At 62.9% G+C, this 16903-nt stretch carries 17 protein-coding genes; 10 read left to right on the top strand and 7 right to left on the bottom strand.

Features of this window, described 5'->3' with window-relative positions; all coding sequences use genetic code 11:
* The first annotated feature begins 79 nt into the window (after positions 1 to 79).
* Genes IB235_RS20355 through IB235_RS20345 form a run of 3 tightly spaced genes read left to right on the top strand, consistent with a single transcriptional unit; the run spans position 80 to position 2849 of the window.
* The gene (locus IB235_RS20355; protein ID WP_192338285.1) at positions 80 to 1603 is read left to right on the top strand and encodes a DUF4118 domain-containing protein; all 1524 of its coding nucleotides are present in this window, start codon (positions 80 to 82) and stop codon (positions 1601 to 1603) included.
* The gene (locus IB235_RS20350) at positions 1600 to 2298 is read left to right on the top strand and encodes a response regulator (protein WP_192338284.1); all 699 of its coding nucleotides are present in this window, start codon (positions 1600 to 1602) and stop codon (positions 2296 to 2298) included. The genes IB235_RS20355 and IB235_RS20350 overlap by 4 nt, the downstream gene beginning before the upstream one ends.
* Positions 2295 to 2849: a HutD family protein gene (locus IB235_RS20345; RefSeq protein WP_225612504.1), complete on the top strand. Its 555-nt coding sequence runs from the start codon at positions 2295 to 2297 to the stop codon at positions 2847 to 2849. Before IB235_RS20350 ends, IB235_RS20345 begins: the two co-directional genes overlap by 4 nt.
* On the opposite strand, the gene IB235_RS20340 is transcribed toward IB235_RS20345, so the two are convergent.
* On the bottom strand, positions 2846 to 3865 hold the full coding sequence (locus IB235_RS20340) for an LLM class flavin-dependent oxidoreductase (protein WP_192338283.1): 1020 nt from the start codon (positions 3863 to 3865) through the stop codon (positions 2846 to 2848). The two genes, IB235_RS20345 and IB235_RS20340, sit on opposite strands and share 4 nt — an antisense overlap.
* Positions 3862 to 4794, bottom strand: a complete 933-nt coding sequence (locus IB235_RS20335; RefSeq protein WP_192338282.1) for a LysR family transcriptional regulator — start codon at positions 4792 to 4794, stop codon at positions 3862 to 3864. The genes IB235_RS20340 and IB235_RS20335 overlap by 4 nt, the downstream gene beginning before the upstream one ends.
* Positions 4795 to 4931: 137 nt before the next feature.
* Between IB235_RS20335 and IB235_RS20330 the strand changes: the two genes are divergently transcribed.
* Positions 4932 to 5876: a ring-cleaving dioxygenase gene (locus IB235_RS20330; protein ID WP_192338281.1), complete on the top strand. Its 945-nt coding sequence runs from the start codon at positions 4932 to 4934 to the stop codon at positions 5874 to 5876.
* Between the two features lie 33 nt (positions 5877 to 5909).
* Here the strand turns inward: IB235_RS20330 and IB235_RS20325 are convergent, their stop codons facing one another.
* From IB235_RS20325 to IB235_RS20310, 4 genes are all read right to left on the bottom strand, one after another.
* Positions 5910 to 6650: a gamma-glutamylcyclotransferase gene (locus tag IB235_RS20325; RefSeq protein WP_225612503.1), complete on the bottom strand. Its 741-nt coding sequence runs from the start codon at positions 6648 to 6650 to the stop codon at positions 5910 to 5912.
* 624 nt (positions 6651 to 7274) lie between these two features.
* On the bottom strand, positions 7275 to 8615 hold the full coding sequence (locus tag IB235_RS20320; RefSeq protein ID WP_192338280.1) for an antitoxin Xre/MbcA/ParS toxin-binding domain-containing protein: 1341 nt from the start codon (positions 8613 to 8615) through the stop codon (positions 7275 to 7277).
* A 442-nt stretch (positions 8616 to 9057) separates the two neighbouring features.
* The gene (locus tag IB235_RS20315) at positions 9058 to 9717 is read right to left on the bottom strand and encodes a hypothetical protein (protein WP_192338279.1); all 660 of its coding nucleotides are present in this window, start codon (positions 9715 to 9717) and stop codon (positions 9058 to 9060) included.
* A 901-nt stretch (positions 9718 to 10618) separates the two neighbouring features.
* Positions 10619 to 11431 carry an aminoglycoside phosphotransferase family protein gene (locus IB235_RS20310; protein WP_192338278.1) on the bottom strand — a complete coding sequence of 271 codons (813 nt, stop codon included), beginning with the start codon at positions 11429 to 11431 and terminating at the stop codon, positions 10619 to 10621.
* Between the two features lie 409 nt (positions 11432 to 11840).
* On the opposite strand from IB235_RS20310, the gene IB235_RS20305 reads away from it, so the two are divergent.
* Positions 11841 to 12440, top strand: a complete 600-nt coding sequence (locus tag IB235_RS20305) for a hypothetical protein (RefSeq protein WP_192338277.1) — start codon at positions 11841 to 11843, stop codon at positions 12438 to 12440.
* Positions 12441 to 12456: 16 nt separating this feature from the next.
* Here IB235_RS20305 and IB235_RS20300 read toward each other — a convergent pair whose 3' ends face one another.
* On the bottom strand, positions 12457 to 13722 hold the full coding sequence (locus IB235_RS20300) for a site-specific integrase (RefSeq protein ID WP_192338276.1): 1266 nt from the start codon (positions 13720 to 13722) through the stop codon (positions 12457 to 12459).
* A gap of 571 nt (positions 13723 to 14293) precedes the next feature.
* Between IB235_RS20300 and IB235_RS20295 the strand changes: the two genes are divergently transcribed.
* From IB235_RS20295 to IB235_RS20275, 5 genes are read left to right on the top strand one after another with little or no spacing between them, the layout of a single operon-like run.
* Entirely contained in the window at positions 14294 to 14551 is a 258-nt protein-coding gene (locus tag IB235_RS20295) for an AlpA family transcriptional regulator (protein ID WP_192338275.1), read from the top strand.
* The gene (locus IB235_RS20290) at positions 14551 to 14787 is read left to right on the top strand and encodes a hypothetical protein (RefSeq protein WP_192338274.1); all 237 of its coding nucleotides are present in this window, start codon (positions 14551 to 14553) and stop codon (positions 14785 to 14787) included. The genes IB235_RS20295 and IB235_RS20290 overlap by 1 nt, the downstream gene beginning before the upstream one ends.
* Positions 14784 to 15179 carry a VRR-NUC domain-containing protein gene (locus tag IB235_RS20285; protein WP_192338273.1) on the top strand — a complete coding sequence of 132 codons (396 nt, stop codon included), beginning with the start codon at positions 14784 to 14786 and terminating at the stop codon, positions 15177 to 15179. The genes IB235_RS20290 and IB235_RS20285 overlap by 4 nt, the downstream gene beginning before the upstream one ends.
* Positions 15176 to 16126: a helix-turn-helix domain-containing protein gene (locus IB235_RS20280; protein WP_192338272.1), complete on the top strand. Its 951-nt coding sequence runs from the start codon at positions 15176 to 15178 to the stop codon at positions 16124 to 16126. The genes IB235_RS20285 and IB235_RS20280 overlap by 4 nt, the downstream gene beginning before the upstream one ends.
* Positions 16123 to 16803, top strand: coding sequence for a hypothetical protein (locus tag IB235_RS20275; protein WP_192338271.1), 681 nt, complete (start codon positions 16123 to 16125; stop codon positions 16801 to 16803). The genes IB235_RS20280 and IB235_RS20275 overlap by 4 nt, the downstream gene beginning before the upstream one ends.
* Positions 16804 to 16903: the final 100 nt, after the last annotated feature.

The raw sequence follows: 16903 nt of genomic DNA, 5'->3' as shown, positions 1-16903 counted from the left end.
GATTGGGATTTGCGCCCATCGGATAAGGAATTCATAAAGACTGTGGACAAGATGCAGCCCGTATCGCCACAACCGGATCATGGAACCTGTTGAAACCCCACGCCTGAATGACAATCGCCGCTGGATGACCGCACCCACTTTGGGTGGGTTCATCGGAGCGGCGCTCATCCTGATCGCGATAGGAACCGTGGTCGGCTCGGCCCGCCATGTCCTGCCGGAATCGGTCGCCATCCTGTTGTTTATGATGGGGGTTCTGGTCAGTGCGGCAGGCTTCGGCTTCTGGGTCGGGATCGCCAGCGCCATCGGTGCGCTGGCGGGTTTCAACTTCCTTTATGTCGAACCGCATTTCTCGCTGCATATCGGAGAGCCGCAGGACATCATCAAGCTGGTAGTGTTCCTGCTGGCCGCCGGGATCACCGGGCTGATCTCGGGGCGGCTGCGAGAGCAGGTCGATGCCGCCGAGGGGCGCGCGCGGGCGCTGGAGGTGGTTTCGCAGGTGTCGAGTGACCTGACCCATGTGTCGTCCCAATCCGAGATCGCCAAGGTCGCGGTGCGCCACCTGAACGCACTGGCGCAGGGTCCGGCGCTGGCGCTTGGCCCGGTCGACGGGCAGTTGCGCATGTTGGCATCGGAACCCGAGGGCTATCTGCCCGATGCCAGCGAACTTGAGGCCGCCGATGTCGCATGGCGGCGGGGACGGCCGGAATTTGCGGCGGCCCATGGCTGGAACGGATCGCGCCTGACCTTTTATCCACTGTCGGGCGATGGCGGGAAAAGCGCGACCCCGGTTCTGGGTCATGCCCGCATCTCGCCCGACCGGCGGGATCACGGCTGGCGCGAACAGGCGATTGACGTTGTCCTGCAACAATCCGGGCAGGCAATGCAGCGTCTGTCGCTGAGCGAGGCCGCCGAAAACGAACGCCGCCGCGCCACCAGCGAACAGATGCGAGCGGCGCTGCTGGCCTCGCTGTCGCATGACCTGCGCACGCCCTTAGCGACAATTCTGGGGTCGGTGACCACCTTGCGGGAACTGGGCGACACGCTGGCCCCGGCGGCGCAGGACGACCTGCTGGCCGCGATCGAGGAAGAAACCGGGCGACTGGGCCGCTACGTCGAAAAGCTGCTGCAACTGACCCGCCTGCAATCGGGCATGGAAGTGCATCTGGCTTGGGTCGATGCGGGTGATGCGGCGTTGGCCTCGGTCAACCGGGCGCGGCGGGCTTGGCCCAATGCCCGGATCGAGATCGCGATGCCGACGCTGCCGATGATCCGGGCCGAAGCCGGGCTGCTGGAACAGGCCGTCTTCAACCTGATCGAGAATGCGGTGAAATACGCCCCCGGCGTGATCCGGGTGACTGGCGCGCTGGATGACCGGACGCTGGTCCTGTCGGTCGAGGATCGCGGGCGCGGGTTGCCGCAGCCGATCACGGAATGGCTGTCCTCGGACAGCATGACGCGTGCGCCGCAGGGATCCGGCCTGGGTCTGCCGATCAGCAAGGGGATCGCCCGTTCGCTGGGCGGGACCATCGCCGCCCACCGCAACCCGCAGGGCGGCACCGTGATCGAGATCCGCCTGCCGGTCCCCGAGGATCACGGCGCATGAGCGCAAGACAGCGCATCCTGATCGTCGACGACGAGCCCCAGATCCAGCGTTTTCTTGGCCATGCCCTGAACGCGGCGGGCTATGACACGCTGCTGGCCGCCAATGGCCATGAGGCGCTGGCCAGCATCACCGCGCAGGAACCCGACCTGATGATCCTTGACCTTGGCCTGCCGGACATGAACGGCAAGGAGGTGATCGAGCGGTTGCGCCTGCGCTCGGATCTGCCGGTCATCGTGCTGTCGGCCCATGATCAGGAAATGGAAAAGATCATGGCGCTGGATCTGGGCGCGGATGACTTCGTGGCCAAGCCCTTTGGCATCGGTGAATTGCTGGCCCGGCTGCGCGTCAGCCTGCGTCCGCGTCGGGCCGCGCGGGTGGATGTGATCCGGCAGGACGGGCTGACCATCGATCTGGACGCGCATCAGGTCAGCCGAGGCAGCGACCTGCTGAAGCTGACGCCCAAGGAGTTCGACCTGCTGGCGGCGCTGGCCTCGAATGCGGGGCGGGTGATGACGCATCGCAAGCTGTTGCAGCAGGTCTGGGGGCCCGCGCATGTCGATGACGTGCCCTATCTGCGGGTCTTCATCGGGCAATTGCGGCAAAAGCTGGAACTGGACCCGGCGCGCCCGATGCTGATCCTGACCGAACCCGGCATCGGCTATCGCTGGGCGCAGCCCGAAGGGGGACTGACATGAGCATCCGCGTTTTGCGCGCATCCGACCACCGCCGCATGCCGTGGAAGAATGGCCGTGGTGAGACGGTCGAGATCGCGGTTTTCCCCGAGGCTGCGGGCCTGGACGACTTCCAATGGCGCGTCAGCATGGCCGGCGTGACCGAAGATGGTGAGTTTTCGATCTTTCCGGGGATCGACCGAACGCTGGCGGTGCTGAGCGGCGAGGGCATCGAGCTGCATGTCGCGGGACGCGGCCCGCAGCGGCTGACGCGCGACTCCGACCCGCTGGCATTTCCGGCCGATGCGCCGACGGCGGCGCGTCTGGTTCAGGGTCCGATCACCGACCTGAACGTGATGACCCGGCGCGGGCAGTATATGCATCGGCTGGCGCGCGATGCCGGGCCTTGCGAGCTGCGGCTGATCCTTGCCACTGCCCCCCTGACCCTGTCCCTTGCCGGGCAGGTTCACGCGCTTGGCCCTTTGGATGTGCTTTATTGCGACGGCCCCGAGGCAGCGTTGCCGCCGGGGCCGATCACCAATGCCTGGCTGATTGAGATCAGCCGCGCGACCTAGCTCCAGCCAAGCGCCGGGGCGACATGCTTCAGGATGCCCTCCAGCACATGGACGTTGTAATCAACGCCCAACTGGTTCGGGATGGTCAGCAGCAGGGTATCCGCCTCGGCAATGCCCTCGTCGGCGCTGAGCTCCTTGATCAGCTGATCCGGCTCGGCGGCATAGCCCCGGCCAAAGATCGAACGGGTCTGGTCGATGAAACCGATCTGGTCTGCCTCCTTGCCGCCGCGCCCGAAATACATCCGGTCACGGTCGTCAAGCAGCGGAAAGATCGAACGGCTGACCGAGACGCGCGGCACACGCTCATGCCCGATCTCGGCCCAAGTCTCGCGATACAGGCGGATCTGTTCGGCCTGCTGGACATGGAAGGGCTTGCCGTTTTCATCGTCCTTGAGCGTCGAGCTTTGCAGGTTCATCCCCAAAGTCGCCGCCCATTTCGCCGTCGCATTCGAGGCCGCGCCCCACCAGATGCGATCACGCAGACCCGGCGAATGCGGTTCAAGCCGCAGCAGACCGGGCGGATTGGGGAACATCGGGCGCGGATTGGGCTTGGCGAAGCCATGACCCTGAATGACGTTCAAAAACACCTCGGCATGGCGACGGGCCATATCGGCGTCGGTCTCACCCTCAGTAGGGGCATAGCCGAAATGCCGCCAGCCATCGATGACCTGCTCGGGAGAGCCCCGGCTGATCCCCAGTTGCAACCTGCCCTGAGAGATCAGGTCCGCCGCGCCCGCGTCCTCGGCCATGTAAAGCGGGTTTTCATAGCGCATGTCGATGACGGCGGTGCCGATCTCGATCGACTTGGTGCGCGCACCCACCGCAGCCAGCAGCGGGAAAGGCGAGCCAAGCTGGCGGGCAAAGTGATGCACGCGGAAATAGGCACCGTCCACGCCCAATTCCTCGGCGGCGACGGCAAGATCGATGGATTGCAGCAGCACGTCTTGCGCGCTTTGGGTCTGCGAGCCGGAATCCGGCGTCCAATGACCGAAGGAAAGAAAACCGATCTTCTTCATGTTGTCCTTTCTAGGGCGGCTCTGTGCCACGGCGGATCGCGAAGTTCGGCCGCAACATGGTCGATGAAGCGGCGAAGCTTTGCGGGCATCGGATTGACGGGCGGCCAGACGGCCACGATGGGCAGGGCCTTGGTCGGATGGGCGGCAAGGATGCGCTCCAGCCGGCCATCGGCCAGCGCGGCGGCGACGATGAAGCCCGGCAGCATCGCCAGACCCAGACCGGCAATGGCCATGTCGCGGATCGCCTCGCCATTGTTCAGCGACAGCCGCCCCTCGACCAAGGGCGAGACATAGCGGTCACGATCCTGAAACTGCCACAACTGACTGTTCGGGATATGGCTGTAGCCGATCACCTGATGGTCGCGCAGATCGGTCAGGGTTTCAGGTCGGCCGTGCCGATCCAGATAGGCGGGGCTGGCGCAGGCGATGCTGTCATCCTCGCACAGCTTGCGCTGCATCAGCGCATTGTCACGGGACTTGCCGATGCGGATGCCGATATCGAACCCCTCGCGCGCCAGATCGCGGCTGCGGTCGTCATAGCTGACATTGATCGCCAGATCCGGGTTCTGCGCCGCAAACCCGGCGATGATCGGTCCCAGATGCATGATCCCGAAGCTCATCGGGGCCGAGATCGACAGGCTGCCGCGCAAGGGCGCGACCCCGTCCATGTCCCATGCCGTGCTTTCGGCGGCGGCAACCAGTTCGTTCAGCGCCGGGCGCAGCCGTTCGGCCAGTCGCAACGCTGCCTCGGTCGGCGTAATCCGGCCCGCATTGCGGCGAAATAGTGCCGCGCCCAAGGTCGCCTCAAGGTCGGTGATGCGTTTGCTGACCACGGATTTCGACAGGTTCAGCCGCGCTGCCGCGGCGGTGACCGTGCCCAGTTCAAGCACGGTCAGGAAAGTCTCAAGGTCGTTCAGATCATAGCGCATGCGCCACAAGATAGGCGAGCGACGCTTCCCCGGCTAGACCAAGATGTTCGGCTGTAGCGAACACGAGGTTCGCAACTGCGTCAGTGGCGGAAACGACCGGACCCGCCGATATTCGACCCAACGAAAGGAGGCCCGTCATGGAGCTCACCGGAATTCACCACCTGACGGCGATCACCGCCAAGGCCCGCGAGAACAAGCAGTTCTATACCGATGCGTTGGGTCTGCGGCTGGTCAAGAAAACCGTCAACCAGGACGACACCAGCGCCTACCACCTGTTCTATGCCGACGGGCTGGCCAGTCCCGGCAGCGACCTGACCTTCTTTGACTGGCCGGCAGCGCCCGAACGTCGCGGCACCCATTCGATCAGCCGTACCGGGTTGCGTATCGGCAAGGACAGCTTCGATTTCTGGGCCGCACGGTTGAAGGATCGCGGCTTGAGCGCAGGTGAGATCACCGAACTCGACGGCCGCGCCAGCCTTGATTTTGACGACCCCGAAGGCCAGCGCTTCCGCCTGACCGAGGATGTCGCCGGCATCACCGCCAACGCATGGGCTAAAAGCCCGGTCCCGGCGCAGCATCAGATCAACGGGCTTGGTCCGATCACCATCTCGGTCCCCGATCTGGCGCCGACCGAAATCGTGCTGACCCATGTGCTGAACATACGCAAGACCCGCGAATATGCCAGCCCCGACGGGCAGGGCAGCGTCCATGTCTATGAAATGGGCGCGGGCGGTCCCTCGGCGGAACTGCATGTCGCGGTCCAGCCGGATCTGCCGGTGGCGCGTCAGGGCGCGGGCGGTGTCCACCACGTCGCGTTCCGCGTGCCGAACCAGCCCGCGATCCATGACTGGGCGCAGCGCCTGAACGAACTGCGCATCCCGAGTTCCGGCGAGGTCGAGCGCTACTATTTCCGCTCGCTCTATTTCCGCGAGCCGGGCGGCAACCTGTTCGAGCTGGCCTCGGATGATCCGGGCTTCGCCGTCGATGAGCCGCTGGAGACCTTGGGCGAATCCCTGTCGCTGCCGCCCTTCCTTGAAGGTCGCCGCGAACAGATCGAAGCCCGACTGAAACCTCTGGATTGACGAAAGGGCCGCCGGCATCCCCGGCGGCCTTTATCATTCGGCAGCCTTGTCCTGGCACGGGCCGTGAATATCCTCGATCTCGCGCGCCACCAACTCCTGCAGCCGCCACAGGTTGCGGTCATGGATGCCGAATTCCTGCAAATGCAGAACGGTATTGAACAAATATTCCGCACAAGAGCCCACCGGTCCGCAGGCCCGCGCCAGCACATGGGCGACCTGTTCCAACGGCAGCTTGCTGAGGATGCGCGGACCCGTCGGACCCGCCCAAAAGACCAGCGCCCGCATCCGACCCTTAGGCGTGTGCACCGGAATCCAGCGCACCATGCCAATATTCTCGCGAAAGCGGATCTCGCGTACGATCATGCGGCGGATCTGGGCCAGCCGATCACCCTCGCGCACGCGATAGATGACCCCATCGCAGCGCCCGCCCCGCTCCAGCGCCATCATCAGCCCCAATTGCTGCGGCGAGCCGCGCCAGCGATGCATCTTGAGACAAAAGGAACGGTGCCAGCCATAGGCACTGGCCCGCACATGCTCGACCGCGTCGAAATCCGGCTTCCAGATCAGCGAGCCATAGGCAAAGACCCAAAGCGGTGCCTCACCCAGATCGGTGTGATAGTGCCGCGCCAGTTCCTCGATCCCGTCATCACCCAGCGGCGTCCAACCCGGCTCGGGCCCAAGATCGGGCTCGTCGCGCAGCGTCAGGGCGACATGGTCGGCGGTCAGAGCCATCCGTCGCAGCGCGTCGCTATCCGGTGTTGGAACGATTACCATTCGTCTCTCGAAGGGCTGCAGTCTGATGCTTCAAGGGAAGAACAAACTTGGCTTCGATGCAACCCGTTAGGCAGTCTAGCTCCCACGCTGGACAGTTCGAGTAGGTTTTCGATGCCGATTGAGCCCAAATCAAACGCTCTTGATGTCGATTTGCGCTCATCATCTACAAGTCTGGGCTGAAGTCTCTAACGCCTTTAGCAGGGTTCTGACGAACTCGGACCAAGCGTCATTTTCTGGCGATGTGCCTGGTTGTTTCCGGGCTTTTGGGTTCAGGATTGGTAATTTGTGTGGGGTTTTCTGTCCAGCATTGGGGTTTTCGGGAGCTGGAATGCAGAAAGCCGCCCTTGGGCGGCTTGGTGTTTTGGATTGGTTGCGGGGGCAGGATTTGAACCTGCGACCTTCAGGTTATGAGCCGAAAGCCTAGCGATTACAATAAGTTAAAAAAAGCAGCTACTTAGAAGACATGTCTTTGTTTAAGCGGAATTTTCGTCTCCGCGCACCTCCGCGTTCACAGACATTCACATGCAAAACAGGCGTTAAGCGCACAGTCGCAGGTTGATGTGGCGTTGATGTAGCCAGCGCACCCTCCCGGCAGATCATCATCTTGAAGCTTCACGTCGGCCTTCATTTCCGATGCGCATGAAGCCCAAGCTCGGCCCACATCCAGCCGAAATCGTACTCGGCAATCGGACTCTCCCCATGCCCGGCACTGCGGTTTTCAAGCATCTTCAGCCAATCGATGACCTTCTCGCGCCCCGCAGCCGTCCGGACCGCTTGGCGAGGTGATTTGCCGCCCAGTGCCGGGATCGGCGTGTCCAGGGTTTCGCGGTAGTGCTTGTCGAGGTAATCCCGCAGGAGCTGGCGCGCAATCTCGGGCGGGATTTCGTCGGCTGCCTCGCGTGGCTCGTCACGCTGCTGGTCGACCCGCATCTGCTCCACCGTCCGGATCGTGATCAAAGGCGACCTCAACAGGTCTCCGGCGGCCGCGCCGATCAACGCCTGGACCTTGGCCGCTCGCTCGGCCGAGTTGACGGCCATGTGCAGCGTCTTGCCTTTCAGTTCCACGGAGCCCAGAACGGTCGCCCCCTCCATCTGCGTGTCCAGCATGATGCCAGCAGGCTCTTTGCCGTCACGCCCCTTCCGCGTGGCCAGCCAGTTCCAGAACTTGGCGCCCTCGGGAAAGAAGCCCTTCACCCGGTCCAGCCGCTCCGCCACAGCTTTCTGCGTGACGCCACTGGCAAGCGGGTAACGCAGGTCGTGGAACAGCACATCGTCGCCGTCAGAATTGGTGAACTTCGGCTGCGCCCGGGTGAGGGCGCGGTCGATCTCGATGAACAGCCAGGCGGAGGTGAAGATTGGTGCGCAGCCCAGGAGCTGGTCGCGGGTGAGCCGCAGCACATCTCGCTTCTTCAGCTTCAGGGCGTCGCGCAGCCCCGCAAACAAAAAATCCACCGCCTCGGCGCGAAAGGGCAACAGCGCCCCGGAGATGACGTGATGATCCCGCTCGGGTACCACCCGCACGGCGATCCGATCCCATTGCTTCAGCGTGCGCGTGGACGATTTCTCCCTCACCGTGACCGGCGCGGCATCCGACAGCAGATCGCGCAGGACCATTGAGGTGCCGGGCTGAATCTCGCTGACTTCATACAGGCTGACCGGTGCATCCCGCAACGCGGCGAAATACTCCCGATTCAGGGCCGTTTCCTTCCAGCCGCGCCGCTTCAGGTAAAGATCGACCATGTTGCCGTCCTCATACCGCTGGCCAAGGAAATCCTCGAACCCACACCCCCAGAGGACCCCTGACCACTGCTCACCCAGCAGGTCGGCCAAACCGTCCTGGTCGATCTCGAATTCCTCCAGCGCCGGCATGAGATGTTCGGCAATCACATCCTGCAACCGCTCCCGCCAGTCGCCTTCCCGGCCAATGAATGCCAGAATATCCGAGATGTCGTTGCGTTCGGCCATTACCTGTGCGCTCTCCGTCTGCCTAGTGACCGATCTCCGCTGGATGTCATCGCGCTGGACGGTCATTGCCTCAGCGCGCCCATCCCCTGCATCGAATTGGCCGGCCTCGTAAAGTCGGCCGGTGAGCCGCATTGCGACCATTATATACTCTGCTGTTTGAAAGCGTGCCACCCCCCGGGCGGCGGCCAAAATAGTCCCCGAGGCCGTTCATGCGGATATGATGTTGCAAAGCCGCCACCCAGGATGTTGGCCACTGATTATGATGGGAAACCGCCACCCTGACAGTGCGACGGGAAATCGGTCATGCGTGACAGACGCAGCGATTGACAGGTCAGAGCCCAAGGCTGCCATTCGAAGCTTGCCGATGCTGCGCGGCGACACTCCATTCCGGCCGCTAGTCTAGGATGCGCCGAGGCTTGGCGCTGCCCGTTTACGATAAAGACTAGAACTGATTCAGCGCTATCTCCACGCGCGACAGGTCGAAGACAGAGACGCCTCTGCTCTGCGCCAACCCCGCGGCGTCGTTCCAAATCGGGTTCGCTTGGAGCTTTACCGGCTGAATCAGTGGGATGCCGACAAGCATCGCTGGTTCTTCATCCCCCTTTCGGATTCGCTCCTGCAAACGAAGCAGCGTATCAACTTCGGCTTGGGTGCGAACCTGGAGAAGGCCGAACTTCGTAACCGCGACGGCGATGAACGCGCTGGAGAACAAAGCCGTTTGACCTTTATGTGGATGAAGCAGTCGGCCATCCTCATATGGGGACGCCTCTTTCAATGGTTGCTCCCGATCTTCGGCACCTTCTAACTTCGCCTTATCTGTCGGATTTGTAGCCAGTTCGGAAACGGTGTCGTTGGAAGGTTTAACCACACTGTCGTCTGCCTCTGGCAACTGATCGCTCCAGCCAAGCTGTTCTTCAGACAAATCGACGTCCATGCCGCCCGGCTCTGCAAGGATCACCAATGCTCGCTGCGCGCTTCTTTCTAGTGTAAAATCACTGGCGCTTGTCAACGCAAACCCGGGTGCGATGCTCGTCAACCAAGCCTGATGCATCGCTTGCTGATGCAGCATCGCCTCGCGGGGCGAGAAGGGAACGTCATCCACAGGGGGATCCCAGAGGACAGTGACGGGTTCCTCCGCTCGAACGTCCGTTACCCATCGCGTTGCGGCTACCCATTGTAGCGGCCGCACTTGCTTCGATCCTGCGAAAACTTGCACGCGACCGAATTGCCTTTTGCCTTCGGTCACGCAACTCGGGACTCCGGTGCCGAGAAAGTCCTTTCCCGTCAGCGAACCCTTAGCCTCGGCCAGTACATGCCTTTGGCGCGTGGGGCACCACGCGAGCCAGTCCGGTATGTCGCCCGGCCCTGATCGTCTGACGTCAACCGAGCCCCGAACGGTAAGACCGTGCCGCTTTAGTGAGAGGAAGCTGGTAAAGCCCAGATGCTGTTGAAGCAAAGCCCGAGCAAAGAAGCGCCCATACAGCCCGGAATAGGCGCGACGCAATTCGGCGCTCTCGGCGAGGTCCCCAGCCCACCTAAGCCAGTGCCCGTCGCTCGTGCTGAGCTGAGATCGAAAGAGTCCGAGCCAAGCCGTTGCCAATGGTGACCCTTGAAGCGTTTCCTCAGCGGCTGCGGCCGCGATCCACAGAAGATTTATCGGAATTTTGCCCCGATAGGAGCGCCCCAGGCCGTCGTTGAAGCGATGGTGGGTCCATCGGTGGTATCGCATCCAAAGAACCCCAATATTCGAACAACATAGCCGCCAGAACATCATAGAAAACTGAACAAGGTGCAACCTGTTGGTCACACTGCATCGCCGAAGCCCGTCATCTTTCCGCCCAGTGCCAGTTGAAGTGCGGTGTCGTCTCTGCGAGAGGCGTGAATGATCAATCTATAAGGTTGCCGCGACCGTTCTGTCGCAACGCTATCCGTTCGCTTGCCGTGACCGCGAGCTGCTTTCGACTGGCAGGTTTGTCCGCTTGCCGGTCATTCCTTCCCCCAGTTCACCGGGCAAGCTCCGATGCAGCGATCGCTGCAATCTCCAGGTCAACTTTTGCTAGCGGATCGTCGTCCTCCAGAAACCAAGCTGCCGGCAATCCCGTCCACGCGAGAATCCACTGCAGCAAGCGGTAGCGTTCCAGACCTGCAGCTTCCGCCACCACATTCAGCCTTTTATGGAAGCGTCCCGGCTTAGTGGCGACCGGGCGGTCAGGATCGCTAAGATCCGGATTGGTAAAGATATTGGCAAAGTCGAAGCCGCGTTCACCGATCAGACCGTGCGGGTCGATTGCGCGCCAGCCGCGATCACGGAAGTCGAGCACATTGTCGTGGTGGAGGTCACCATGAAGGACGGACTGCTCTCCTGGATCAGCAAGCAAGGTCTGTGCTGTCTGGAAGCTTTGGACCAGAATGCCCCCATGCCTTGCAGCGGCGGTTGCAAGGTCATGGAACCAAAGGTGCAGAGGAACCAGATCGGGCAATGTGCCGGGACGCTGGCGATGCAGCCGGTCAGCGGTCGCACAAAGAATGCAGCAGGCGTCATCGTCCTCACCAGAACGAGCCATATCGGCCAATGACCGCGTGCCCGTGGCACGTTCGATCAGAACGGCATACTTGTCGCGTGCAAAGACCTCGGCCGCGCCATCGCCGGCCCACCACTCCATCAGGGCCGCTCCTCGCTGCTGATCCGGCTGCGATGACAGTTTCAACATCGCAGGCGCGCCCCGCCGCAGCACCGGAAGAAGGTGGGCAGTCGGGGTGATAATCGGTTTGCCATCGGCAACCAGACCCCAGCGCTGCAAGTAGGGCTCAAACATGACGTTCTCTATAAGCCGTCATGGGTGCGGGCGCCATGTGAGCAATGGCTGAGGCTCACATTTGTCGGCCTGGTATACCTACCGTGCCGCCGGCCGGATTCATGAGGGGTGGCAGATTTCAGCATAGTATCCCAGTTCATGAACGCGCCCCAGACCGGCCTCCCTACTTGCAACTTACCGAATGTTCCTGACTTGTTCTCACCGGCAGGAACGTGCAGAACTCCGCGCAAGAGGAGAATCGAACTCAACCAGAAGTAGCGTCACCGGAATAAAGTTGACTGCCAGGAACTCGGGCGCGACGATGCGCCCTGCCCTATTTGCCGCCAATTCCACTTCTCCCGCGCCGTCTTGGCGCGGGCTACGTCGGGTTTGAGCAAAGACGATCCTCTTATCACGAGAGGAGAGTTTCATGGCCCTGCCACCCCGCACACATTATACGCTGCACGAAGTCACCGCCCGCTGGGGCTGCAATATTGCGGACATTGCCGGTTGGGCCGACTCGGGCCGATTCAGAATTGTGACCGGCATTACCTTGGTGCAATGCGGAACCGAGATCGTGGCGGGAAAGGTTGTGCTTTCGCCCATGGAATTGCTGCCGTTGTTCAGACGGTGCGGCACAGGCCCCACCGAAGGTTCTGTGCGGAGAATTCAACTACCTGGCAGATCGGACTGGTTGCAGATCACCGATCCGGCGGGTGGAGTGACGGTGGCCATCGCAGACATGCTGGTCCTGGCCGAGGAGGTGCATGCCTTCGAGGATGAGAATGACATGGTGCGCCGGGTGACTTCCGGCCCGGGTGCTACGACGCCCTATGATTGGGAAGGAATGAACGTCGCGCTGATCCGACGCATCCATGATGACGGCCTGCCGGGCACACAGGCCGAACTGGTAGCCGAGATGCAGGACTGGTTCGCCGATCAGTCGGACGGCGAGAGGATCCCTGACAGCCGCACCATCCGCCGTCGGATTACACCAGTCTGGAAGGCGCTGCGGCGCGAGGTGGAATAAGCCACTTTGGACGAAATCAGGCCGTCCTGCGATCACCCTGATCGTCAGCATCATGGACCAGCCGTGGCTTCGGCCGCAACGCGATGGCGACCGCGTCGACGCCAGCGCGCAGGGGTGAGTCCATCAAGTGGGCATAGCGTAAGGTGGTCTGTATCTGGCTGTGGCCCAGCAGCTTGCCGATCATTTCCAAAGATGCTCCGCCGCTGACCAAGAGCGAAGCGAAGGTGTGACGCAGGTCGTGGATGCGGACGTCCTGCAACCCGCATCGCTTCTGGACCTGCGCCCAAAACCGGCGCACCTCCTGCACCGGCTGGCCGGGGGTGTCGCCGGGAAAAAGCCATGGCGTGCCCCTTGGCACCTGCAGCATCCGCCGGCGTACCACGGCGGCAGTCTCGTCGGAAATCGGCACGCGATGCGCGCGACGCTGTTTCGTCATGGTGGGCGGTTTCGACCAGCTCATATGTTCGAGGTTGAACTGCTCAAACCGGGCCTGCCGCACCTCGCCCAGCCGGGCGCCGGTCAGCATGCACATCCGGATGATGTCGGCCGCGCGCCGGTCTTCAGCCGCATCCAGCGCCTCGCCGAGGCTGGCGATTTCTTGCTTTGACAGGAACCGTTCGCGCGGGGTTTCCGTGCGGCGGTGAAAGCGCTGGGCAGGGTTGTCCTCGCACCAGCCCCATTGGACCGCCAGCGTGAACATCTTGCGCAGGATTTCCCCGATGCGGTTTGCACGCACCGGCGTCGGTTTTGCCCCTTGCAGCTTGCGGGCCCGGTTGTTGGGCTTGGCCTTGTGCGGCCGCGCCCGGCCCTCGGCCACACGGTTGAGGAACTTGTCGACATCGCTGGCGGTGATTTCGGTCACAAGCTTCCGGCCCCATACCGGCGCGACCATCTTGCCCATCACCGATCGCTGGTCTGCCGCGCTGCGTTCCGACAGTTTTGGCAGGTGCTCGGCACAATAACGTTCGATCAGGTCGTTCACCCGTGGCGCATCACGCTTTGCTTCGCGCAGAGCAAGCGGGTCGGACCCGGCATCGATCTCGCGCCGGAGCTCCTTGGCCCGCTCCCGTGCCGCCGCCACCGACCATTCGGGCCAGCGGCCGAAGGTCATTCGACGCTGCCGGCCGGAATGCCGATAGTCGATCGTAAAGGCCCGTCCGCCACCGCGATAGATGCAGACGGCAAAGCCCCGCAGGTCGGTGTCGAAGATCTGAAAGTCCCGTCCGGGCACGGGCTCCGCGTCCCGCATTACTTTTTCCGTCAGTTTGATGCGTTCGGGCATGAGTTGGATCCTTCTTGCATCCGACATGAGGCGTGGTTTCGCCTGGTTATCAAGCCAAGCATGGGACCTCGGGTGGCGGCGAGGCGGAGGGTGGCACGACGGACGCCAGAGCTGCGCCACCCCTCGTTTTGTTGGGGTTCGTGCGCTGGGCGGAGCGATCGGCAACAGGGGACGACACGCGTCATAGGCAGTCATGAGCTGCAGGCCCGTGCGTCGCGTTGCAAATCCAGCCTGCAAGGGCCCGCAGACAGTGAATCTCCAGGAAAATATGGGGTGGCGCTAGCGCCGTGCCGGGTGCCACCCCCTCTTTGCCCGTCAATGCCGGTCAAACCGGGTAGATCCGTCTGTTCGCGAGTGGGTGCGGCCTTGGCGTCCGTTTCGCCCCTCTGCTCGACTCGGGCCCTGCGATCGGGAGCGGCCCGGTTGCCTCTTGATAATCCAATAAAACAAGGGTGGCACAAAGGTGGCGCCCTTTCCGCCACTCTCCGCCTCGCCGCCACATACCCGGCTCTGCGCTCACTGGTCCCTGCGAGATACCCCGGATCATCGGGGCCAGGACCAGGAGACACCGATGCAGCATCTCGGATCGATGCCAGACCCCAACGAGAAACCCCGCACACTTCTGGTCGGCTGGATCAGTCGCCTTGACCTTGCACTGGAACTCGACCTCTCGGTCGACACCCTCCGGCGCTGGGAGGCGATGCGGACGGGACCGCCCTGCGTGCGCGCCGGGCGCAAGGTCTTTTACCGCCGTGCTGCCGTCGAAGAATGGCTGGAGGAACAGGAGCAAAACGCCCCACGCCGCCGCCGTGCCGGAGGACGCCGGTGATGCAGAACCGTTTCCCCTCCGACTGGCCCGCCGACCGCGTGGCCGAGGCGCGCGCCGTCATCGCTGATGTCGTGCATCACAGCGACCAAATGATCAGGCTCGCCTGCATTCTGCTCGCCCGGCACGGCGAAACCGCTGAGGAACGCGCTGACGCGCAGCGGCTTCTGGCGGTGGTTGACGCGCGACGCCCGGTTCAACGCGCCCAGCGCGAGGACCAGGGGAGGGCCGAGCGATGAAGCGGCGCGGCACCCCCGAGGCCGATCTGCAGCGTGCCGTCGTGCAAGCGCTGCGCATCGCCCTGCCCCGCTCAGCCATCATCCATCACTGCGCCAACGAGGTGACCGAACCCGGCCCCCGCGGTGCCAAGCGCCAGGCGATCCTTGTCGGCATGGGTGTCCACGCGGGCTTCGCCGATCTGATGATCCTCTGTGATGGCCGCATCCTGTTCCTCGAGTTGAAATCGCCCAAGGGGCGATTGCGACCGACACAAGAGGCGTTCCGCGACACGGTGCAGGTGCAGGGGTTCGGCTGGGCGCTGGTGCGCAGTCTCGACGATGCGATAGGCGCGCTGGCCGATCACGGGTTCACCACGCGTATCGCCCCTCCCCTGCGGAGGCCCGCACCATGAGCCATCGTGCAACTATCTGGGCCATACAGCAGCGTGGCTTGAAACCGGCGACCAAGATCGTGCTCTGGTTTCTCTGTGATCGGCACAACCCGGATTTCGGCTGTTTTCCGACGCAGGCCAGGCTGGCCGAGGATGCGGAAATGTCGGTCTCGGCATTGAACGAACACCTCGCCCGGCTCGAGGAATTGCGGTTGATCCGCCGCGTTCGCAGCCATGATCCACGCACACACAAGCGGCAGGCGACCCGCTACATCCTGGGGTTCGAAGAAGGCTTCTCACAAGAACCGACTCCGGAAAGCGGAGATGGTTTTGCAAGAGCAGAAAGCGAACTTCCGGATAACCCAACTCCGGAATCCGTACATGGAGCCATCTCCGGATTTCCGGCAAACCCATCTCCGGATTTTCCCGATATCCATCTCCGGAATCCGGAGACTAACCTTGTAAGAGAACCTCTAAGGGAACCAGTAAAGGAGGAGGAGGACACGCAGGCACGCGTGCCTATTTCCGAAGACAGCTTTGGCGATCTTCTCACCGCGCTGGGCCTCGAACCCGCTGCCCTCCCCAGCTGGTGGCAGGGCTGGCCGCCCCGGCTGCACGCCCAGCGCTGGCGCGACGAGCTCGGCCTGACCGAGGCGGAAATCATCGCCACGGCCAGGGCCTCCCGCAACGGCCACCCCCAGCCTCCCGATGGGCCAAAAGCACTGGACCGAGCCATGCAACGGGCCGCCCAGCGCAAGGTCGAGGATGCAGCCGGGAAGCGGCGAAATTCGAGGGCCGCCCCTGCCCCTGCCGCCGCGCCAACCACCGACCTACCCGCCTTCTATGCCGACCTCGTCAATTCGGACCGTTTCCTGCCCACCAGCATGATCTCCAACAGCATGCGCGACGCGATGCTTGCCCGGGGACTGGTGACGGCCGAGCGCCTCAGAAAGCGGGGCGTGCAATGACCCTGCCTCGACCGGTTAGCCGCGCCGGCGGTACGAAAGTCAAACGGGCGCTGGGCGTTCAGGCAGCCTTGGAATGGGCGTTCCGGGTCGAGAAGGCCCAACTCGAACTTCCACTCCGCCAGGACATGAACGAGGAAGGGTCTGGCTTTGGCTTGGAGTATGTTCTGCTGCAACGCGCCGCGCTGGGCTGCAAGATCGACGGCGGGCAGCACAAAATTGGCGGCTACACCCACGAGGACGCCGAGGTGATCGCCGCCACTGTAGCCGGACTTCCCGACAGCCTCGGCGGCAAGCGCATGGCGATCCGCGTGGCGGAACTGGCGCGTGCTGGGCTAACCCCGGACTGGATGCCCAGCGCCGTTCCTCGCTGCGTGCCAACCATCGTCAAGAAGAACCAGCACGGCACGCATGCCGGGACGGTCGTCGTCGGCACCGTGCGCATCCGAACCCGCAGCCCGAGAACGCGCGACAACTGGAAAACCGTTGAAATCCTCGCCTGCCCTGTCACGTTTTCGCCCCACCCCAAGCAAATCGAAGCAGCGCGGCGCGACTACGACACCTGGCGGCAAGCGCTGGGCTGCGTCCGAGACGGGCTGATCGCGGGCGGGATGCTGCGGGAGGTCGATGTGACAGAGACGATGCCGAGGGACCGGCCTTGGCAGAGACGGTGTGCGTAGAAGGTCGCAGAAATTGTCTGAACTGAGTACAGGCAGCAGAAACCGTATCCTAGTAATGTCTAGCAAACTCTGGCAGGGTCACCCCAAACATATTCGAGAG

Source organism: Paracoccus sp. PAR01 (genome assembly GCF_014851995.1).
GTDB classification, from domain to species: domain Bacteria; phylum Pseudomonadota; class Alphaproteobacteria; order Rhodobacterales; family Rhodobacteraceae; genus Paracoccus; species Paracoccus litorisediminis.
Note: the sequence above shows the minus strand (reverse complement) of the source record. Positions and strands in the feature narration are given on the sequence as shown.